Origin of the sequence: Streptococcus sp. SGI.013 (genome assembly GCF_050315295.1) — a bacterium.
GTDB classification, from domain to species: Bacteria; Bacillota; Bacilli; order Lactobacillales; family Streptococcaceae; genus Streptococcus; species Streptococcus porcorum.
In genome coordinates this window covers 1-21,221 of sequence record NZ_JBNPOS010000028.1, presented here as the reverse complement: position 1 = coordinate 21,221, position 21,221 = coordinate 1, and the positions used below count along the sequence as shown (strand labels likewise).

Genomic DNA, 21,221 nt, shown 5'->3' with positions numbered 1-21,221 from the left:
ACTCTTGAGTCATGGTGTAATCAACATAAACACCAGCTTCTGTCTCATTAACAGATGTCACACCATCTACAAATGGAATCTTATAAACGGTATAACTTTCTCCATTAATATCAACTTTTTCAGTTTGATAAGTTGATACATCCTTAGATAATTTTGTTGATGGAATACGGAATCCTGTAACTTCCAAGGCTGATTGAAGGGCTACATACACATAAGCATTTTCGTTCACAGGGATATCTGATTTCATCCCTGTTTCTTGTAACATACGTCCATAAAAGGTTGCCTTATCTGCAACATAAAGACTATTTCTATCTTTACCATAATAGTACAGTCTAGGTTTTAAGGAGATAACTTCTTGAACATAGCCTGCATAAGACGATTTCCATGTGATTTTAGCATCTTCAGCTGCAGTCTCTCTGCCAATCAAGTGAGCAAGATAGCGATAGTCATTAGGTTGAGCTGAGTCAATCTTCTTATCCGTAATATCATGAGTGGTCACAAAATCTTGAGGATTATAGGCTGTGTTATCCGAAAGCTGGGCAATAATGATTTCTACATTTTGATAGAAAGAACCTGATGTCGTTGAAAAATCAATTCCAACGGTCTCTACTTGGTCTTCAATCAATATTGGATTTACCGTAGCACCACTCTTTGAACCGAGCAAGCCTAAAGTTCCTAAATCTTTTCGAACACCATCTTTAGTAACATAATAAACCACAGCCTCTTGATTATCTGCATAGGTCATGGCATCGATGTCTTGAACCGTTACTTTGTATTTTGTAAAGTAATCCGCCTGATCTTCATCTACTTGTTTAGCAACATCTACCGTCAACTGATCAACAATATTAATGATTCCCAAATCTTTTGATGGACGATTGAAATTGGTGTCCTGATAGGTAGCGAGGGCTTTTTCAGGTATATTAGGCATGGATTCAGCTAGATAGCCATTCCCCCAATTTGTTGAGTTTAACCTTGTATTATAATAAATTTCAGAGGTATTGATACCAGTAAATGTTCCTGTTGTATAGTCTGTAGTGTAGCCTGTATCAATCCCTGTCTGAACACTTAGCGCACCTGTTGGTATCAAACTCTTATCATAACTCCAAGAATTGGTATGAGTAGAAGTTGTTGTAGAGTAAACTTGTCCAGTACGAGTGTTTAGCACCTTAGTCTCTAAGACAGTATCTGGGACTGCATCATCCTTACCAGTATAAAATAGATAGAAACCTTTTGTCCCAGCCTCAATTTCATGAAGAACACCTGCATTAGAGATGGGGTATTCAATATAACCTTCTTCCATGTTGATGATACGACCAGACTGATTTGTCCCTTCGGTTAATCGACTATTACCATAGGTTGAGGCTTCGAAATTATCCTTATCAAAGTAAACTCTGACTACAGTTCCTGTTGGAAGCGAACCTGATGAACTAATACTACTACTTGTCTGACTAGTAATGGCTGAGATCGCATCTTTTGTCGTTTGATCAAGCCCCATAACGTAGGAACGTACAGAACGCACTAAAACCTGACCCGTATCAATGTCTTTAACCCCTACGATAGCTGAATTATCTGTCGCTATTCCTAATGTGTTTTGGGCTAAGGTTGATTCTACGGTTGCTGTACTTAGGGCATTCCAGACAACCGTTTTTTCTCCTGAACCTAGAACCTGACCGTCACTGCCTAGAACTGTCATTTTTACAGTAGCTGTCGTTTGGTCTGTCGTTCCATTAGTTGCATTAAACGAAATCGGTAAGACAACTTTTGACCCTGAGATTAATTGACCAATTGGAAGCGAGTACGTTTTTGTCGTTGTATTATAAGTTGGTTGCGTATTATTGTAACCAGACAGCTTAATCAACTTGGCTTGACCCTGAACGCCATTTTCATAAACTTCAAACTGAACCGTTAAGTTTGAATAAGTCGCATCAATCCCCAATACAGATAGTCTTAACTCATCTTCGCTAACTTGTCCAGTATAAAGAGTCTCATCACCCTTGACAAAGACACCACTAATAGCATCTGATGCACCAGCATTACGAAGGGCAGTGACTTGGTTTTGCGCTCTGACCTCCGTCTGCTTTTTATTATCTTTTACAATACTAAAGGATAGAATGTTTTTTTGATTTTCTACGATGGTAGCTGTTAGGGTACTACTTTGTCCATCAGCTAAGCGATAGCCTGTTCGGATACGATCTGCTACCACTGCGATCTCTTTTTGAGCAACTACTGAATCCGTTTGGACAGTTTCATAAGCCACTTGCGTTGGTCGAAAGACTTGCCCTGTTTCAACATCAGTATACACAACACGATAAGGAATGTTTGCTGTTCGCTCTGATGTCTTAGCTACTGTTGTAGTCGCCTCAGATACGGTTACTTCCTTCGTCGCTGCCTCTGATGTTGATGCACTTGTTTGCTCTGTTTGAGAAGCAGCTTCTGATGCTGTAAAGTTTGAAAGCGATGTATTAGAGCTACTCTCTGTCTCAGACGTAAAATTAGCCCCCTCTGATTTGTAACTTGAGGATTCATTCTCGCTTATTTGAGAAATAGCGTCACTCTCAGATGTTGCTAATGTTGTACTAAGACTGCTTATTTCACTTGTTGCTACTGTACTTTGACTCTCTATCTCCGATATTTCAGAACTATTTTCTGGTGACTGTATAATATCTGAACTATTAGTAGTCTCTAAGATAAGGTCAATTTGTTGACTTGTATCAGTCTTAACTTCCTCTGCCTTTGCCTGATGACCACCAATAATCAAGCTAGCTCCTAGTAGAACACTAACTGCTCCATAATGGTATTTACGAATTGAAAAATGTTGTCTTAAACCATACCAATCAAATTTTTTTGATTTCAAAATGATAACCTCTCTTAATATCTATTGAAAATTATTAAATATTATATCATTTTTTAACTTTTATTCCAATAATGCTAACCCATAAGATATTTATATGTAAATCATATTGATTTACATTCAGTTTAACAACATTTTATCTATACCTATCACACTATTAAAAATACAAACTTTTATTGTCTCAATATAATTTTTTATAATAAACAAAGCACTCGACTAGTCTAATCATTGTTTTAGACAAAGCAATTCATCCAACAATCATCAGAACTATTTTCGCCTCAAAATATCAATAGAATTATCTCCTTCCTTTCAAAATAGAGAACGAATAAGAGATCATGCACCTTTCTTAACACTTATTATGGAATCAACTGAATTTCAATCTTTAATCCCACATTATTCACAATATACACATAAATTAGGTAGCTCAAAAGAGTAAACAATCCTAAAAAAAGATTTAGTTCTATGCTGAACTAAATCTTTTTCTATTTTTTAGTTGATTGTCCCTAAAATTAGTGTTTTTTACGGTAAGTTGATACACCAAAAGCCCCAACGATAGACATCATCACTAAACCTAAGGCTTGAAGTGGATTAGTTGCTTCACCTGTATTTGGTAAAACTGATGCTGATTGCGTACGAGTTGCACGTGGTGGGAAACCATCGTTATGACCTAATCCTTTAGGACTAGATGGTTGAGATGGTACACTAGGTGTTACTGGTTGTTCTGGAGTGACAGGCTGCTCTGGTGTCACTGGCTGTTCTGGTGTAACAGGTTGTTCTGGTGTTGTTGGATAGTAAGGTGTGTGTGGTTTTAGACCATAACCACCGATACCACTCCAATCAATGTAGCCATCATTTTCACCTGGTAAATAAGATGTCTCAAATGTTCCTACAGTATTTTGTGTTTCACTTGATTCATCCCAAATCCAGTCACCTTGTTCTGTCATCTTAGCTAGAACACGTGTTGTATTATCAGGAAGAATTTGAATTAAGAAACTTGGTGCCCAAGTTGAGTTGTTTCCTTTACCTGCAACTTCATTACGGTTTGTCATGTAGGCCGTAACCAACAAAGTATCTGATGACCCTTCTACTGGAACAGCATAGTAAGAATAAGTTGCTGTACGCCAGTCAGCAGGTACTGAAGCTGTCAAAACAATACCAGAATTGTTAAGTGGTGTATAACCTGAAGTTAGTGAATCTGAAACATAACCCAGCATCACAACATTATCACCAACAACTGAGTTAGCAAGATTCCAAGCAATGTTGTTGCTTCCGTGGTTTAATCTTGAAGCTGCAAATAAATAATATTTGTCTCCTAGCTTCACAACATTTGGACGTTCAATTTCATCACTAACCATCGGTGAGCTAACAAGTGGAGTATAATATTCTTGAATGGTTGGATTTTTTTCAGTTCCTGATAACTTCAAAATACCAATTGCTGCATTAGAAAACTTCGCACGTTCGTACATATCAGAATCTTCTAAAATAGTAAACAGACTCTTAACGTTATAAGCTGCATCTCCACCATAGTTAGCCCAATTATAAATTTGGTCCTCACCCTGATAATTTTGAGTTCCTGTACTTGCTTCAAAAATAAGGTAACGGTTTCCGTCCTCATCTTCAATCACATGTGGATCACGCATAGCGATGTTATCTGCACCAGTGAATGTCTCGCGCCATTGCTTGTAACTTTGATAATAGTAACCATCTCCACCTTCTGGAGTAAGTACGGTATCATTTTCAACTGAAACCAAATAAACATCCGTATCATCGTATGATAGATTCAATGTAGCCGTTGCAAGTTGCTGATTGTTACTATTATTATCACTTGTGTCAACATGTGTGTAGTAAAGTTAGATACTTCCATCACTATTTACCACAGCTGAACCTGACCATTGTTGAAGTAATGCAGTAGAGTTGTAGCCAAAAATAGCCCCTGCATTTTTCCAGTTATCAAAGTTATTATCTCCATATTTATTATAAAGAAGATAAAGGTGATTATCATTTGTATTTGGAATCCCCATCATTGCTACAACAAGTTGGTAGCCATTCCAATTGACCACTTCACCTGTTTTAATATCTTGAACTGGCCAAGAATCCCAAACATCTAAGTCAGCAACTTCACCTGTTTGAGCATCTTTGGTTGTCGCTGCTACCATATTTTTAATAGCCGCAGCATTAAAGTAAGGGATTGCATAACGTTCGTCTTGCGCAATTAAAGTATTAGCGATATCTTCAAACTGCTTGTACGTCATCTGAGAACCTGTTTCCGCTGTCAGATTACGTTTAATTTTATTCAAAGCAACTTTTTGAGCATCTGTTAGTGTATTTAAATCCAAACCTGCTTCTTTTGCAATGGCATAAGCTTCATCTGTTAAGCCGTATGCTGCCGCTACTGACTCTGAAGTTGTAGCAGTTGTTGAGCTTGCTTCGCTTGTTGCTGTTGTTGAAGTTGCCGCTTCACTAGTAGCTGTTTCTGATGTCGCTGCAGTGCTTGTTGTTACTGCTGTTTCACTAGCGGTACTTGTTGCTTCACTAACAGCACTGGCTACTTCGCTAGTAGCTGCTTCTGATGTCGCTGTTGTTGAAGTTGCTGATTCTGCAACAGCTGTCGTTCCTGCTTCAGAAGTAGCCGCCTCTGAAACTGTTGTTGAGCTAGTATCAGTGGTAGTTGATTCTGTTGTGGTTGCATCTGTGGTAGCCGTTGTAGCTGGAGCTGTTGATTCTACTGTATCAGCTGCTACTGTTGCCGTTCCCGCTACAAATAAACTTGCAGCTGCCGCACTGACAACAATCCAGTTTTTCTTTGACTTACGCATTTTTTTACGCATATCCATCTCCAATACTTTCTTAAAAATTTTTCTAATTTCTATTATATATATATATATATTTGTCAAGTATTAGTTTAACACCAATAATGACAGTATAAGACTCTCATTTGTCGTATAAAGTTTGACATCTTGATGATTTTGATTAGAAAAACGTGATAAAGTATAGGACTGACCATCTGGAAAGAAAACTTCTACAACACGATCATCTGTAAAAATATCCACTTTAAAGGTCTTCCACTGAGCTTTATCAAATGATACTTGATAACCCTCTCCATCACCTAAAAGACCATCATAATAATAGCTCGACGACACTTGTCCTTCTAAGCCATTATCCAACTCACCAGCTCGTGTACTAACTTGTAGGATTTCTTGGTCCATATCGATCTGCATCCTCATATAATCTCCTCCTTGCCAAATATCAAGATAAACTTTACCTGACGGCAGGGTTTCAGCGATCAACTGGTACCTTTGACGAGAAGGCTGATGAGCTAAGTCCACTAAACCATATGCCCTTGTACCATCTTTTCGAGTATTTTCAAAAGCTTTGCGATCTTGGGAGATTGGATTTTTTACTGTAATATTTTTATACACTTTTTGAAGGGTAGTCTTATTGGTAATCACAGTCTGTGTTAGGGTAAGATCAGGATTTAATGTTAGCTGTCTTGCTAAACTATAAGTACCCAAATGGTCAATATAATCGCTCTTAGCTTCTTGATCGCTGTGAATCCCTTTGGAAGAGTAATTCCAGTTGCCTATCCATCCCATTGTAACCAGCTCGTCACTGACTTCATCTAACGTTTCACTACCAGAAAAATTAGCCCCATAATAATCTGAGCCTAAGTCTAAGCGTTTAGTATTGGTTTCTGCCACAAAAAGTCCATTCTCATCAAGACGCCCTACCGTATAGTAGGTCCCTGTAGTTTCACCTTTTGAGGCATCTTTGGCACCAAAAAAGAGGATCTGCTTTTCTTTTCCATCAGAGGTTTGCATGGTTTTGATAACTGGACACTCAACAGGTGCATTTCCATCCCATGTTCTTCCTTTAAAAAAAGTAGAAGCTAAAATCTTGCTTTGGCCTTTTGGATCAGCTTTTGACCAGTTAAGCCCATCTTTTGAGCGATAGACCCCGATAACATCACCTTCTGCCACATACATCAATAACTCATCTTTATAATAGGTGACATAGGGGTCTCGAAAATCTGAATGATTAGCTGACAGTGAGGTGGTTAAAATAGGCTTATCACCATTTAAGACATGCGAGTAGCGTTTGCCATCTTCCGACCAAAGTACCCATATATTCTGACTACCATCATCCTTTTTCAAGCCTGAGATATAAGCTATTTTCCCGCTAGGTGCAATATCTTTAAATAGACCTTTACTGTTAGTGATGACAGATCCTGTCCAAGCCGATCGAAATCCCTGAGTCTTGTGACCGCCTTGTGACGAAATCGCACTTGTTTGAGGGGAATAGGTGATAAAGTCACTTGTTGTTGTATGATACCAGTCCTGCCCATTTTCACCAAAAGGATTTGAGGCACCATCTTTTGAATGTAGGAAATAAATATCATAATATTTTTTCTCGTCATTCCAAGAAATTGTCTGCAAATCGTTTGACCAGTTATCTTTTACAGTTAAATGATAGGGGTGTTTTGGTTCTGATACTTGTTTTTGGCAAGCCGATAAAATTGCTATCATAAAAAACAATAACACTGAGATAAGAAATTCTTTTTTCATAGGCAACATTATATCTTGTATAAATATGATTTGCAACTTGCCCACCTTTAAAATTGTTACTCTTATGACACAATATTGACATAAATCCATGCTATAATAATCTAGTATTGAACGAAAAGGAGTTATCATGAAAAAAATTTATAGTCTATTAGCACTAGGTTTATTAGCCACTTCCCCTGCAGTTGAAGCTATTTTATTGCCACAAGCAAACGTGGTCTATGCTGACGATGCGAAAACTGTTGAAGAAAACAATAAAAGTACCAAAGCAGAAACTAAGTGGCGTGCACTATTTGATCAAATCGCTGTTGGCGATATGATGGCAGAAAACCCTGAGGGTAGCTCTCTTGACGATGTTAAAAAATTACTTGGAGAGCCTAAAGAGTCTGAAAAAGATGATTCTTATGGTATCGAAACTGAAATTATGACATGGGAAAAGAAATCCACTACGATTACCCTTACTTTTTCTAAAAACAAAGTCGTTCACAAAGAAATTCAAGGCTATCTTTACAATCGTACCTCAAAAATCGGTTTAAAAGAATTTAATGCTTTAGCTGATAATCTGTCTTATGCAGATGCTGTTAAAACTCTTGGCAATCCAGATGGCTATAGCGAAATGATCATAGATGGTGAAAACACCAAGACAGCTTACTGGCAAACTGGTATTAAGCGTAAAAATGGTGATGCCACAATTGTCCTTACTTTTGATAAAGATGTCCTAACAAGCAAAACACAACAAGAACTAAAAGATTAAGATAAATAAAGAGGTTGGACTTGAGTCCAACCTCTCTTTTAGTGTTCGTGTCAACATCTCAGCATAGTGGTTAATGGGGTTTAACCATCCAGTGGGCTGTTAAAGGTCGGAGATAGAATTTTCAAAGCAAATATCTTTGCTTCATGTTCTCACTCCAAATCTAAGCATTACAATTGTTACAAACAGAGTTTTCATTCTATCTCCAGCCCTAAAAGGTTTTCAGAACCTCTGGAGCTATGCTAGGAGGGAGTTTAAACAGTCAGAGTTGATGATCGAGGAAATAAAAATAGACGAGGTTTGTGCCAAAATAGTCCAGTTAACAATTTTAGCCCAAATCCACATATTTGGAAGTGAGGCGATCTCTTTTTTCAATTTGTCAAGTTGTCGTCTACTCCCTTTTGACTATTTTTGCTCTTCATCCATTGAAAGAACAGATAAGAAGGCTTCTTGCGGCACCTCAACGGAACCAATCGCTTTCATGCGTTTTTTACCAGCTTTTTGTTTTTCAAGGAGTTTACGTTTACGTGAAACGTCACCCCCATAACATTTGGCAAGGACATTTTTACGAAGCGCTTTGATATCTGTACGCGCTACAATTTTTTGACCAATTGCAGCTTGAATCGGCACCTCAAACTGCTGACGTGGAATGATTTTTTTGAGCTTATCGACGATGAGTTTTCCACGTTCGTAAGCAAACTCTTTGTGGACGATAAAGCTAAGAGCATCGACCTTGTCTCCATTAAGAAGGATATCCATTTTAACTAATTGTGATCGACGATACTCTGAAATCTCATAGTCAAAGCTAGCGTAACCACGTGTTGATGATTTCAATTTGTCAAAGAAATCAAAGACAATCTCAGCCAGTGGGATTTGATAAATGACATTAACACGGTTATCATCGATATATTCCATGGTTTCAAAATCACCACGTTTACGTTGAGCAAGCTCCATCACCGCACCAACATATTCTTGCGGTACCATGATTTGTGCTTTAACATAGGGCTCTTCAATGAAATTGATACGTGTTGGGTCAGGAAACTCAGATGGGTTTGAAACTTCTAGCATCTCACCATCAGTAGTATTGACATGGTAAACTACAGATGGTGCGGTCATGATCAAATCAATATTAAACTCACGTTCCAAGCGCTCTTGAATAACATCCATGTGCAATAATCCCAAGAAACCACACCTAAAACCAAATCCTAAAGCTTGAGAAGTTTCTGGCTCAAACTGCAGACTGGCATCGTTAAGTTGAAGTTTTTCTAAAGCCTCCCTTAGATCATTATACTTGTTAGACTCAATCGGATAAAGCCCTGCAAAAACCATAGGGTTCATTTGCTTATAACCTGATAGAGCCTCTGTCGCAGGGTTATCTGCTAAAGTGACGGTATCTCCGACACGGGTATCTGCAACTGTCTTGATAGAAGCTGCGATGTAGCCAACATCCCCTGTTGCCAAATACTCACGCCCCACTGCTTTAGGGGTAAAAATACCAACTTCTGTTACATCAAATGTTTTGCCATTTGACATCATCTGAATCTTGTCTCCTGGCTTAACCATACCATTGACGACACGTACTTGTAAAATAACGCCACGATAAGCATCATAAACCGAGTCAAAGATAAGCGCTTGAAGAGGCGCTTCGACATCTCCTTGAGGAGCTGGTACCTTCTCCACAATCTGCTCAAGAATCTCCTCAATCCCAATGCCTGCTTTGGCTGATGCAAGAACAGCTTCAGATGCATCGAGTCCGATGACATCTTCCACCTCTGTACGCACGCGCTCAGGATCTGCGGCTGGAAGGTCAATTTTATTAATAACAGGTAGAATTTCTAAATCATTATCAAGTGCTAAATAAACATTAGCAAGAGTCTGTGCTTCAATTCCTTGAGCAGCATCGACCACTAAAATCGCTCCCTCACAAGCCGCTAGAGAACGAGAGACTTCATAGGTAAAATCCACGTGACCAGGGGTGTCAATCAAGTGAAAAATATAGGTTTCTCCATCTTTAGCAGTGTAATTTAACTCAATAGCATTTAGTTTGATCGTGATGCCACGCTCACGTTCCAAATCCATACTATCCAAGAGTTGAGCTTGCATTTCACGACTTGAAACAGTCTCTGTCTTCTCAAGAATACGGTCTGCTAAGGTTGATTTTCCGTGGTCAATATGGGCAATAATAGAGAAGTTACGAATCTTCTCTTGACGTTGTTTAAGTTCTTTGATGTCCATTTTTCTTCCTTGTCACATTTTTATCAATAGTATTATTATAACATAAAAAGGGCAGGAAAAAAGCTCCCCCCTCATCATGCTACTTTATTTTCCAAACCAAATCGCTATTTCACGCTCTGCAGATGCTAGAGAATCTGACCCATGTGCGATATTTTGAATGGAACCTCCATTTGGTGCAGTCGCAAAATCACCACGAATAGTTCCAGGATGTGCCTCTAGAGGATTGGTTGCCCCTAGCATCTCACGCCAAGACTTCACAACTTCTGGACCAGAGATAATTCCCGCAACCACTGGACCACTCATCATAAACTCGGCAATACTAGGGAAAAAAGGCTTATCCACCAATTCTGAGTAGTGTTCTTCCAACAAGTCTTGTGTGATCATCCGCATATCTAATTCTTCAATGACAAATCCTCTACGTTCAATACGATGCAATACCTCTCCGATCAAGCCACGTTTGACACCATCTGGTTTGATCATAAAAAATGTTTTTTCCATCTTGTCACCTCTTTGTTTCTTTTTTCTATTTTATCATAATTTTCTAAAAGAAACATCTATTTTCTGAAAACAAAGGGAATGAAAAAACTTGACTAGTCAAAAAGAGTTTCCCTCACTTCCGCACCTTCAGCTTAAACTATACAGAAGACAGTTTAAGGGGGGGAAATGAAGTAAACTCTATTCACATCAGTTGTAATAATCAGATTTTTGGTTTAAAAATAATAACCTTAAAAAGCGAGGCTGGACTTAATCCCCAGCCTCTTCTTAATGAAGATGACCAAATCCCAGCCAATCCACTAGCTGATGAGAAATAGGTTCACCTGTCACATCTTTGAAGCGCTTCATAGTGTCGAAAACTCCCCTAAAATAAGTCAACCCAAGCCCTTCAAGAATTAGTAAAATAGCGACTGCTATCATAATTTTTAGCATAGTAGGCCTCCTTTCTGGCTAAGAAGCATCCCTACTTTTATCTATCATTATTATAGCACGTTTCACCTTTCTTGAGCAAGCGTTTTCAATTTTTTATTCTTTTTTCAAAAGATTTAGATTTTAGATAAAGTATGAGAAAAATCCCTTCGTAAATAAAGAAAAAAAGAAGAAAAGCATGTAAAAAAAGAGCTTGTGGTAAAATCCAAATCACAGGATCTTGGCTAGGTTGAAATAACCATGTATCATCATTAGGAAATAAGAGCAAGTGAAAGAGGGTAAAAAATTGATCAAAACCAACAATAACCCCCAATAAGGCAAAGACAATAGGAAGACATAGCATGATGAAAAAGATTTTCTGATATTGCCATAAATCTTGTTCGTTTCGACGATGTTTGAAAAAAAGCAAAGCTGGGAGCACTAAAAGAAGCACTAAAGCTTGTACCAGATGAAATAAACTCTTAACATCTGCAAAATGGCTTAAACCGGCTGATGAACTTCTAAAATCAGGCATGGCAAGTGTTTGATGAAAGGGACTCGTCAGATAAGTCATTAGGTGATTAAAATTATACAAAATTGTTTTCTTACTTAAGTACACCACGTCAACTAACTGAAGCCAATCTACCTCTAAAGGATAGATGAGCCAAATACCATATATGGTTAAAAGAATCGAGCAAGCCAAGAGCCAAAGCAAGCTAGAAATAAGCTGCAGTTTAGTCTTCATCAAACTGCCACTCCGCTAAACTCGATAACACATGATTCGGTTGAATCGGTAAGTCTGCCACTTCCTCTGCCTTAGTAAATCCAGTTGTTACCAAAAGTGTTGCAATGTCATTTTTAATCCCTGCAGTAATATCTGTCAAATAGTTATCGCCAACTACAATAGCCTCTTCTCGTTTCACACCTAAACGGTCTAAAGATTTATTCATGATAATGGCTTCAGGCTTTCCAATGATAACAGGAGTTACTCTGGTAGCTTTTTCAATTAAATGAATAATAGTTCCTGCACCCGGTAATAACCCACGCTCGGTTGGGATATTCAGATCAGGATTTGTTCCAATAAAAACTGCTCCTTTTTGAATAGCTAAAGTCGCGGTTACCAACTTCTCATAGGTCAAATCAGTATCTAGCCCAACCACTACATAAGCAGGATTCTCGGTATCTTCTTGGTATCCTGCCTCCTGTACTGCTATCTTAAGTCCAGTCTCCCCAATAACATAGGCCGTTTTTCCACGATTCATATCGTTCATATAATCAATGGTCGCAAGTGTTGCGGTGTAGATGGTTTCAATTGGGGTATCAATATTAAATTGCTCAGATAAAAGCGTTTGTACCATCTGAGGTGTTCTTGTGGTATTATTGGTCACAAAAACATAAGGAATCTGACGCTTTTGCAATTCATGGACAAAAGCCTCGCCCTCTGGAATTCTGTCTTTTCCTTTATAAATTGTTCCATCTAGATCAATTAAATACCCTTTATATGTCATTATTTCTCCTTCATCAAATTGCGTTTTCAAATGTTCAAATCAAAAAACTTCTAGAGTGTTCTGATGTGTGCGTTCAATCAGTTGTAACAGCAAGTTTTCTCCAGTCTCTGTTTGAACTCTTCGCTTAATAGCCCAGTCTAACTTCTTAGTCAGGTTCTTTCTTTCCATTCGATCTGTGCTTGTGCATGAACTTGTCCATCAACTCTAATCTCATGTTGACTCAAGTTATTGTCCAAAACTAAGCAACTTTCAACAGTCTGACCATAATAGACTTCCTTATTGAAATGTAAATGGAGCTTTTTAGGATAGTGCTGTCTCAGAAAGTCTAAATCAAAGTTAGCATATAGCCACTCAAGATACCTACTATTATTCACATGTCCATTCAAATCCAAGTCAAAATAAGATACCTGATAAGGTTGACACATAGGTGTTTCTATAGGGTGGTACTTAGGGCCTCGTAATAATTTTTTACTTTTTGTCGCCTCATAAACCTTAATCAAATCTTCTGGTACTGTTTGTAACTTGCGCTCATCAAAATCAATCAAGGCAAAAGTTGCTATCAATTGAACAATTTCTTGATGATCCTCATCAAAAATACTGAAACGACGATAACAAAACAGCCTATTATAGGATAAAGCTTCTGTTTCCAGTTGAAGATGCTCTGATAGAGCTGGCAAACGTGTTATGGTCATGTCATAATCGGTCACAATCCAAATCAAATTATACCGTTTAAAAAGCTCCTCATCACCTAGACCTAGATTTTTAGACTGCTGAGCTGAGACTTCCAACAAAAGTGAAACTAACTGTGGCAACTTAAACTGCCCTGTCACATCACAATCATTAAAGGTCACTTGATAATCTTGACAAAATCGTTTTCCCATCTCACTACTCCACTATAAATTTTTCTGCTACAGTATCCCCTAGAAAAAGCCCTTTTTTCGTCATGCGTACCCTGTCTCCTTCAATTTGCAAGAGACCATTTTGACAAAGTTCCTCTACAACAACACCATAACGCTGACTAAAATTGTGTCCAAATTTTTCTTCAAAACTTTGAATAGAGAACCCTGACTTTTTACGCAAACCAAGAAAAATTTCTTCTTCCATCTGCTCTACTTGGCTCAGATGTTCTTCTGTCACACGCGCATCACCCGCCTCAACCGCATTTAGATAATGGCGAATAGGACCATGATTTTTATAACGAACACCTTCAAGATAACCAGAAGCACCTGCCCCACAACCAAAATATTCTGCATTATTCCAATACATTAAGTTGTGACGGCTCTCAAATCCTGGCTTTGTAAAATTAGAAATTTCATAATGTTCAAAACCATTTTTTTCTAGTTCGGATATGATGTATTCAAACATCTCCGCCTCACTGTCTTCACTTGGTAAATTTAGCTTACCACGCCGCATTTTATTCATAAAAATGGTATGTTTTTCTAAAATCAAGCTATACAAGCTTAAATGTGGAATATCAAGAGCTAAAGCTTTTTGAACATTTTCTTTGACATCATCCATTGTTTGTCCTGGGAGAGCATAGATGAGATCAATTGAAATATTATGAAAGCCTGCTTCTTTCAAACTTGAAATGGTGGTGTAGATCTGTTCTTCATTATGACTGCGTCCGATACGCTTGAGGTGCTTATTATTAAACGTCTGAACCCCGAGTGAAATCCGATTGACAGCTGATTTTTTTAAAACAGCAATTTTATCGTCTGTCAAATCTCCTGGATTTGCCTCAATCGTAAACTCTTCCAAATAAGCCAAATCCAAATCCTTCGTTAAGCCCTTCAAAAGATAGTCTAATTGCTGAGCAGATATGGCTGTAGGTGTTCCTCCACCTATATAGAGAGTTTTTAAATGCTTAATATCGTAAGAAGCAAACTCCTTTAACAAGGCATCCAAATAGGCATCAACAGGTTGATTTTTGATAAATACTTTTGAAAAATCACAATAATAACAAATTTGCGTACAAAAAGGAATATGTACATAAGCAGATGTTGGTTTTTTAAACATGTGTCTATTATATCACTTTTCAAAACTCTTGCATAAAATCGTATGACATCAAAATAAATAAAAACAGTTGAACATCGTCCAACTGTTTCATCACTACTCAGCTTCAGTTAGCTTAGCAGCTTCTTCAATATAAGTTTTATACTTGTCTTCTGATTTGACCTTTTCAATAACCTTATTGATGGTTTTTTTCAACTCATCGCTACCTTTTGGCATAGCAATAGCTTTAGCATCTCCATCTTCAACTTTAAGGGCTACTTTTGCAAGAGCAATATCATCATTTTTAGCAATGTAACCTGCAGCAACTGGCGCTTCAAGGGTAACAGCATCAACATGACCTGATTTCAACTCATTGATAGCTTCTCCCATCGCTGTCAAACCAACAATATTAGAGTCTGTCAATTGCTCTTTAGCTAAAGTTTCTTCGATCGCTCCCTTAAGGGCAGCAACTTTTTTGCCAGCCAAATCATCTAAAGACGTATACTTATCCAGTTCTGATTTTCTAACCAAAATGGCATTTTCTGTTTCATAATATACATCAGAAAAATCATAGACTTTTGCACGCTCTTTGGTATAAGAAAGCCCTGAAATGGCAATATCAGCCTTACCTGAAGTCAAACTTGTCAAGACATTATTAAAACTCATTGATGACAATTCTAGTTCAACACCAAGTTCGTCTGCGATATCTTGTGCCAATTCAACGTCGGCACCAACAATTTTGTTTTTTCCATCAACTAAAGACTGAAACTCAAAGGGGGCATAGTCTGGACTAATAGCCACAACGAGCTTTCCTTTTTCTTTAATAGCAGCTTGACTATCCTTAGATGAAGAACCACAAGCTGCTAGAGTAAGCGTTGTAAGGGCAGCTAAACCTAATAAAGCAATTTTTTTCAATTTCATAGTTATCTCTTTTCTTTTTTATTAATCTTTATTCATTTTACTTATATTTATTCAAAAAGTCAAGTACATTGCCATCTTTTTGACTATTTTTTTCAAAATACGAAACCCCTGTATTTTGAGAATTTAAAAGGCTTGGAGAGTGATGACTCCAAACCGTTTCATCTTATTTTGTTGATAAATCATAGGATTCCTGGACAAGTTGATCCATTTTTCCAGAATCTACGAGCTCTGTTATGACCTCATCAATCTTAGCTTTTAAGGCTGTGCTTCCTTTTGGCATAGCTACAGCATAAGCATCTGACTTCTCTGATGTTAAATCAATATCAGCAATAACTAAATCATCATTCTTAGCGACATAAGCTTTGGCAATCGGTTCTTCAAAAACAACAGCTTCAACCTGACCAGATTTTAATTCATTGATCATTTCTCCATTTTGAACCAGAGAAACTACCTTAGCCCCTTCTAGTTGCTCTTTAGCTATCGTCTCTTGAATAGTTCCTTTTTGAGTCGCTACAGACTGGTCTTTCAAAGAGTTTGCATCTGTATATTTTTCCAAATCAGATTTTTTTATGATTACTTTGTTAACGGAGTCATAGTAAGTTTTTGAAAAGTCATAAACTTTTGCACGTTCCGGTGTTGCCGAAATCCCTGAAATGGCAATATCTGCTTTTCCAGACTGAAGACTAGCCAAAACATTATTAAAACTCATTGATGAAAACTTGACTTTAACACCTAATTTCTCTCCAATAGCATTAGCTAACTCCACATCTGCTCCCACAATAGTATCTTTTCCATTGACCAATGTTTTAAACTCAAAGGGGGCAAACTCTGGGTTCATAGCAACTGTAATCGTTCCTTTTTCCTCGATGTTTTTTAAAGAAAGATCTTCCGTTGAACTTTTACTACAAGCTGCCAAACTCGTCACCGCTAAAATTCCCAATCCTACTAAAAATGTCTTTATTTTCCACTTCATTTTGTTATCTCCTTTTTTAATATATATTCATTATATTTTATATTTATTCAAAAGTCAAGTGTTTTTTGAATAAATATAAACAATAAACTTTTATATTCAACAAATAGAGATAGGAAATGTAAAAACTCACCCCCCCTTCTACTTTTTAATCCCTTAGTTCTTCCTTTATGATATAATATTTCCATACAAATGAGAACATAAGGGAGAAGTTATGGGAAAGAAGTATAAAAACTATAAGAAAAGTCGTCTCGATGGTTGGGGATGCTTACTGCTCTTTTTTGCGATTGGTATCTTGGTCACTTATTGGTACATCGTTATTCCTATCGGATTTGCCATTACCTACTTCTTTTACCGTGACAAGATTCATGCTTTCTTATTACGAGATGAAATCAAACGCTTGCGTGAACTCATTTATACGATTCATTCAGGATATGAAAAACGGCAACACCTCTTAGAAGGAAAAGGGGATTCAAAGGCTAGCCGTAACCTTACCGCTAAACTGACTAATGATCTTCGTGAGTTAGAAGGATTAACAAATAAAACGAAGAAATACCTTGACGATTATACCTATCAAGAAGCAGTAGATACCCTACACTTGAAATACCAACTCCAAGATCAAGCTCCTAGCTTTGAGCAAAATAGCGACTCCTCCCCCAACAATCCCGTGACAGATCCATACGAGAGTCAAATTTTTTCTCTAGCTCCTGAAATTTTTGCGACCTATCAAAATGTTCAAAGTGATCATGTAGCAATCCAAAATAAAATTTCCAAAATGGATCTTCACAATCAAGAAGAATTAACAGCCATTCACGAAGCCAATATGAATCGTTTTAATGATATTTTGGAAGGTTATTTAAAAATTAAGCAATCTCCAAAAGACTATTTTAATGCAGAAGAGCGTTTGAACTTAGCCAAGCAAGCTTTAGAAAACTTTGATCAAGAGCTTGACGACACACTCAAACAATTTAATGAAGCTGATATGCAAGATTTTGAAGTGAGTCTTCGTATGATGATGAAAAAACAAGAGAAAGGATATGATGCCTAATGACTGATTTTAACTTTGACATTGACCAAATTGCCAACAATAGCCTTAATACAAGTGATAAGACAACTGAAATTATTCAACATACCGCTGCAACAGAAAGTGACAAGGTTTCATTTTTAGCACAACTCTCCAACGAGCAACAAACAGCTATCCAGTCTAAAACTCCTCAACTCGTTGATCATTTTGTTAATAATCAAAATGCACTGCTGGACTTCGGTAAGGAAGCTGTTGAGGAAGTCAACGCGACAGTCAACCACATCTTATCAGAACAAAAAAAGATCCAAATCCCTCAAGTCGATGAGCTCTTGGCAAATACTAACCGAGAATTAAATGGATTCGTTGCAAAATATAAAGATATTTCCACAACAGCTGAATTAGAGAAAAAACCAAATTTCTTCCAAAAACTCTTTAAACAAAGTAAAAACAGTCTGCAAGAATTTTATTTTGATTCACAAAATATTGAACAAAAAATGGACTCTATGGCAGCAAGTGTCGTCAAACAAGAGGAAACTCTGTCTCGTAACATCGTCTCAGCTGAACTCTTAATCGAAAACAATACTAAGTCTATCGAAAACTTAGTTGGTGTTATTGCTTTTATCGAATCTTCCAGTCAAGAAACAGCAAAACGTGCCAAAGACTTACAAAGCCACCTTCAAACTCTACCAACCACTTCTGTTGACTACCAAGTCCAAACAGAAAAGCTAGCACGTCTCACCGAAGTGGCCAATACACTTGAACAACAGCATACTGAGTATATGAGCCGTCTTTATGTCGCATGGACCACCACCCCGCAGATGCGTAATCTCGTCAAAGTATCCTCCGACATGAAACAGCGCCTTGGGATGTTACGTCGCAACACGATTCCAACTATGAAACTCTCCATCGCACAATTAGGCATCATGCAACAAAGTCTAAAATCTAGTATCACAGCAGATGCTATTGTTAATGCCAATAACGCAGCACTTCAAATGCTAGCAGATACATCTAAAGAAGCTATTCCAATGATGGAGCGTTCTGCTCAAAATCCAACTGTTTCAATTCAGTCAGTGACCAAGTTAGCTGAAAGTCTAGTAGAACAAAACAATGGCATCATCGCAGCAATTGAACAAGGTCGTCAAAAACGTCATGAATTAGAAACTGCTATTGTTCAATCAGCTGAAACCATCAATGATTCTGTCAAACTGAGAGACAAAAAAATCATCAATGCCCTGCTTGATCAAGGCAAAGAAGCTCAAGCACAAGTTGAAACTAAAGAAACCGTCTAGAACAAAAGTTCTAAACGGTTTTTCTATTATTAGTATTTTTGAAAACTTGTCATCCCATCCCTTTTAATTCTAGCATCATGTCACGAATCTGTGCTGCCAACTCAAAATCAAGAAGTTCGGCTGCTTCTTGCATCTGACCTTCTAATTTCTTAATCATAGCTTTACGCTCTTCTTTATTAAGGGCATCAAAGTCCACAGTTTCCTCATGGTCAGGGGTTACTGCTTTCGTCACGCTGATGAGGTCACGAATTTCTTTTTTAATGGTCTGTGGCACAATACCATGTTTTTCATTGTAAGCCATCTGAAGTTCTCGACGACGAGCTGTTTCATCCATAGCTTTTTGCATAGAGTCCGTTACCTTATCTGCATACATAATCACATGACCTTGAGCATTACGCGCGGCACGACCAATCGTCTGAATAAGACCACGTTCATTGCGCAAAAAGCCTTCCTTGTCAGCATCTAAAATGGCAACCAAGCTAACCTCTGGCACATCAATTCCTTCACGTAAAAGGTTAATCCCGATAAGAACATCAAATATCCCAAGGCGTAAATCACGGATAATCTCTGTTCGCTCCAAGGTTTTGATGTCCGAATGCATATACTTAACCTTGACTCCCATCTCTTTGAGATAATCTGTCAGGTCTTCCGCCATCTTTTTAGTCAGGGTGGTGATAAATGTGCGCTCTCCTTTTGCGACACGCTCATTAATTTCACCTAACAGGTCATCCATTTGTCCCATAGTAGGACGAACCTCAACCTCTGGGTCCAACAAACCTGTTGGGCGAATAATCTGCTCAATAATGGTATCGGTTTGTTCCATCTCATAGTCACCAGGAGTTGCAGACACATAGACAATCTGATGAACATGACTTTCAAACTCTTCTCGACGTAGCGGTCTATTATCCAGCGCTGATGGCAAACGAAAACCATAGTTAACCAACATTTCCTTACGAGAGCGGTCACCATTATACATTCCTTTGATTTGCCCCATAGTCATATGACTCTCGTCAATCATAATAAGAAAATCTTCTGGGAAAAAATCAAGTAGAGTATAAGGAGGCTCACCCTCACTTCGCCCATCCATGTGACGAGAATAATTTTCAACCCCATTAGTATAGCCCATCTCACGTAACATCTCGATGTCATAGTCTGTTCGTTGTTTAAGGCGTTGAGCTTCCAGAAGCTTTCCTTCTTTTTCAAATAACTTCAACTGCTCCTCAAGTTCAGTTTGAATTTTAGCAATTGCAGTTTCCATATGCTCGTCATTGGTCACAAAGTGGGTCGCAGGAAAAATCGCAAGATGATCCACCTCTCCCAAAACTTGTCCTGTCAGTGATTCAATCTCACAAATACGATCAATTTCATCACCAAAAAATTCAACGCGAAAAGCATGCTCATCTCGAGAAGCTGGAAAAATTTCAACCACATCTCCGCGCACACGAAAACGCCCACGCTGGAAGTCAATATCATTACGCTCAAATTGAATATCAACCAAATCATTTAATAGCTGATCTCTAGAAATATCAAGCCCAGGACGGAGACTAACCACACTGTCTGAATATTCCTTAGGTGACCCTAAACCATAAATACAAGAGACAGATGCCACAACAATAACATCGTTGCGCTCTAAGAGAGCTGATGTGGCTGAGTGGCGCAATTTATCAATCTCATCATTCACAGAGCTATCCTTTTCAATATAGGTATCACTTGATGGCACATAGGCTTCTGGCTGATAATAGTCATAATAAGACACAAAATACTCTACAGCATTTTCTGGAAAAAACTCTTTAAATTCACTATAGAGCTGACCCGCAAGCGTTTTATTGTGAGCAATAACGAGAGTCGGTTTATTGACCTGTGCAATCACTTGACTCATGGTGTAGGTTTTACCTGTACCAGTTGCACCTAGTAAGATTTGAGCCTTTTCCCCCCCCTCAATATTTTCCACCAAGGTTTTTATCGCCTGAGGCTGATCACCTGATGGGGCATATTTTGATACTAATTTAAAAGTATTGTCATCTCTTCTATCTATCATTTTCTCTATCCTTCATACTTACTTTCTTCTATTTTACCACATCAGTAAAAAAAGGTTGAGCTCTGTCGCTCAACCTTTGCTGTTTTCAAGTTATGACTTTCCTTGAATACCTTCTAAGTACCTCGCAAAGATATCATGAACTATTTTTGCTTATTTCTTATTAGATTTCACAATACAAAT

Annotated in this window: 15 protein-coding genes and 1 pseudogene; 3 read left to right on the top strand and 13 right to left on the bottom strand. The window is 37.9% G+C overall.

Annotation, left to right across the window (positions count from 1 at the left end; genetic code table 11):
* The 3 genes and pseudogenes from ACQRDX_RS07370 to ACQRDX_RS07360 form a co-directional block, all read right to left on the bottom strand.
* On the bottom strand, window positions 1-2,854 hold a 2,854-nt coding region (locus ACQRDX_RS07370; RefSeq protein WP_427895682.1), incomplete at its 3' end, for a YSIRK-type signal peptide-containing protein.
* A gap of 506 nt (window positions 2,855-3,360) precedes the next feature.
* Window positions 3,361-5,685 (bottom strand): annotated as a pseudogene (locus tag ACQRDX_RS07365) (glycoside hydrolase family 68 protein).
* Between the two features lie 63 nt (window positions 5,686-5,748).
* A complete protein-coding gene (locus ACQRDX_RS07360) occupies window positions 5,749-7,413 on the bottom strand; it encodes a glycoside hydrolase family 32 protein (protein WP_427895684.1) in 1,665 nt (554 codons plus the stop codon).
* Between the two features lie 127 nt (window positions 7,414-7,540).
* On the opposite strand from ACQRDX_RS07360, the gene ACQRDX_RS07355 reads away from it, so the two are divergent.
* Complete coding sequence (locus ACQRDX_RS07355) at window positions 7,541-8,164, top strand: DUF3862 domain-containing protein (RefSeq protein WP_427895686.1); 624 nt, start codon at window positions 7,541-7,543, stop codon at window positions 8,162-8,164.
* Window positions 8,165-8,566: 402 nt separating this feature from the next.
* On the opposite strand, the gene lepA is transcribed toward ACQRDX_RS07355, so the two are convergent.
* The 9 genes from lepA to ACQRDX_RS07310 all read right to left on the bottom strand — a co-directional run bounded on the left by lepA (window position 8,567) and on the right by ACQRDX_RS07310 (window position 16,693).
* A complete protein-coding gene (gene lepA, locus ACQRDX_RS07350) occupies window positions 8,567-10,396 on the bottom strand; it encodes a translation elongation factor 4 (RefSeq protein ID WP_354368807.1) in 1,830 nt (609 codons plus the stop codon).
* An 84-nt stretch (window positions 10,397-10,480) separates the two neighbouring features.
* On the bottom strand, window positions 10,481-10,894 hold the full coding sequence (gene ndk, locus ACQRDX_RS07345; RefSeq protein ID WP_427895689.1) for a nucleoside-diphosphate kinase: 414 nt from the start codon (window positions 10,892-10,894) through the stop codon (window positions 10,481-10,483).
* A gap of 264 nt (window positions 10,895-11,158) precedes the next feature.
* Window positions 11,159-11,323: a hypothetical protein gene (locus tag ACQRDX_RS07340; RefSeq protein ID WP_354368803.1), complete on the bottom strand. Its 165-nt coding sequence runs from the start codon at window positions 11,321-11,323 to the stop codon at window positions 11,159-11,161.
* Window positions 11,324-11,408: 85 nt separating this feature from the next.
* Complete coding sequence (locus ACQRDX_RS07335) at window positions 11,409-12,044, bottom strand: TIGR01906 family membrane protein (protein WP_427895691.1); 636 nt, start codon at window positions 12,042-12,044, stop codon at window positions 11,409-11,411.
* Window positions 12,034-12,807: a TIGR01457 family HAD-type hydrolase gene (locus tag ACQRDX_RS07330; protein WP_427895693.1), complete on the bottom strand. Its 774-nt coding sequence runs from the start codon at window positions 12,805-12,807 to the stop codon at window positions 12,034-12,036. Before ACQRDX_RS07330 ends, ACQRDX_RS07335 begins: the two co-directional genes overlap by 11 nt.
* Before the next feature lie 149 nt (window positions 12,808-12,956).
* Window positions 12,957-13,688 (bottom strand): acyl-ACP thioesterase domain-containing protein, encoded by a 732-nt coding sequence (locus ACQRDX_RS07325; protein WP_427895695.1) that lies wholly within the window; start codon window positions 13,686-13,688, stop codon window positions 12,957-12,959.
* Window positions 13,689-13,692: 4 nt separating this feature from the next.
* On the bottom strand, window positions 13,693-14,823 hold the full coding sequence (gene hemW, locus ACQRDX_RS07320) for a radical SAM family heme chaperone HemW (RefSeq protein WP_427895697.1): 1,131 nt from the start codon (window positions 14,821-14,823) through the stop codon (window positions 13,693-13,695).
* A 93-nt stretch (window positions 14,824-14,916) separates the two neighbouring features.
* On the bottom strand, window positions 14,917-15,720 hold the full coding sequence (locus ACQRDX_RS07315) for a transporter substrate-binding domain-containing protein (protein WP_427895699.1): 804 nt from the start codon (window positions 15,718-15,720) through the stop codon (window positions 14,917-14,919).
* 163 nt (window positions 15,721-15,883) lie between these two features.
* Window positions 15,884-16,693, bottom strand: coding sequence for a transporter substrate-binding domain-containing protein (locus tag ACQRDX_RS07310; protein ID WP_427895701.1), 810 nt, complete (start codon window positions 16,691-16,693; stop codon window positions 15,884-15,886).
* Window positions 16,694-16,904: 211 nt separating this feature from the next.
* Here ACQRDX_RS07310 and ACQRDX_RS07305 point away from each other — a divergent pair, with 211 nt between their 5' ends.
* Window positions 16,905-17,738, top strand: coding sequence for a hypothetical protein (locus tag ACQRDX_RS07305; RefSeq protein ID WP_427895703.1), 834 nt, complete (start codon window positions 16,905-16,907; stop codon window positions 17,736-17,738).
* Entirely contained in the window at window positions 17,738-19,003 is a 1,266-nt protein-coding gene (locus tag ACQRDX_RS07300) for a toxic anion resistance protein (RefSeq protein WP_427895705.1), read from the top strand. Before ACQRDX_RS07305 ends, ACQRDX_RS07300 begins: the two co-directional genes overlap by 1 nt.
* 49 nt (window positions 19,004-19,052) lie before the next feature.
* Here ACQRDX_RS07300 and uvrB read toward each other — a convergent pair whose 3' ends face one another.
* Window positions 19,053-21,041 carry an excinuclease ABC subunit UvrB gene (gene uvrB, locus ACQRDX_RS07295; protein WP_354368785.1) on the bottom strand — a complete coding sequence of 663 codons (1,989 nt, stop codon included), beginning with the start codon at window positions 21,039-21,041 and terminating at the stop codon, window positions 19,053-19,055.
* Window positions 21,042-21,221: the final 180 nt, after the last annotated feature.

Coding starts and splice junctions, on each gene's coding strand:
- ACQRDX_RS07360 (WP_427895684.1), bottom strand. CDS start 7,413: ATGAAAAAAGAATTTCTTATCTCAGTGTTATTGTTTTTTATGATAGCA.
- ACQRDX_RS07355 (WP_427895686.1), top strand. CDS start 7,541: ATGAAAAAAATTTATAGTCTATTAGCACTAGGTTTATTAGCCACTTCC.
- lepA (WP_354368807.1), bottom strand. CDS start 10,396: ATGGACATCAAAGAACTTAAACAACGTCAAGAGAAGATTCGTAACTTC.
- ndk (WP_427895689.1), bottom strand. CDS start 10,894: ATGGAAAAAACATTTTTTATGATCAAACCAGATGGTGTCAAACGTGGC.
- ACQRDX_RS07340 (WP_354368803.1), bottom strand. CDS start 11,323: ATGCTAAAAATTATGATAGCAGTCGCTATTTTACTAATTCTTGAAGGG.
- ACQRDX_RS07335 (WP_427895691.1), bottom strand. CDS start 12,044: ATGAAGACTAAACTGCAGCTTATTTCTAGCTTGCTTTGGCTCTTGGCT.
- ACQRDX_RS07330 (WP_427895693.1), bottom strand. CDS start 12,807: ATGACATATAAAGGGTATTTAATTGATCTAGATGGAACAATTTATAAA.
- ACQRDX_RS07325 (WP_427895695.1), bottom strand. CDS start 13,688: ATGGGAAAACGATTTTGTCAAGATTATCAAGTGACCTTTAATGATTGT.
- hemW (WP_427895697.1), bottom strand. CDS start 14,823: ATGTTTAAAAAACCAACATCTGCTTATGTACATATTCCTTTTTGTACG.
- ACQRDX_RS07315 (WP_427895699.1), bottom strand. CDS start 15,720: ATGAAATTGAAAAAAATTGCTTTATTAGGTTTAGCTGCCCTTACAACG.
- ACQRDX_RS07310 (WP_427895701.1), bottom strand. CDS start 16,693: ATGAAGTGGAAAATAAAGACATTTTTAGTAGGATTGGGAATTTTAGCG.
- ACQRDX_RS07305 (WP_427895703.1), top strand. CDS start 16,905: ATGGGAAAGAAGTATAAAAACTATAAGAAAAGTCGTCTCGATGGTTGG.
- ACQRDX_RS07300 (WP_427895705.1), top strand. CDS start 17,738: ATGACTGATTTTAACTTTGACATTGACCAAATTGCCAACAATAGCCTT.
- uvrB (WP_354368785.1), bottom strand. CDS start 21,041: ATGATAGATAGAAGAGATGACAATACTTTTAAATTAGTATCAAAATAT.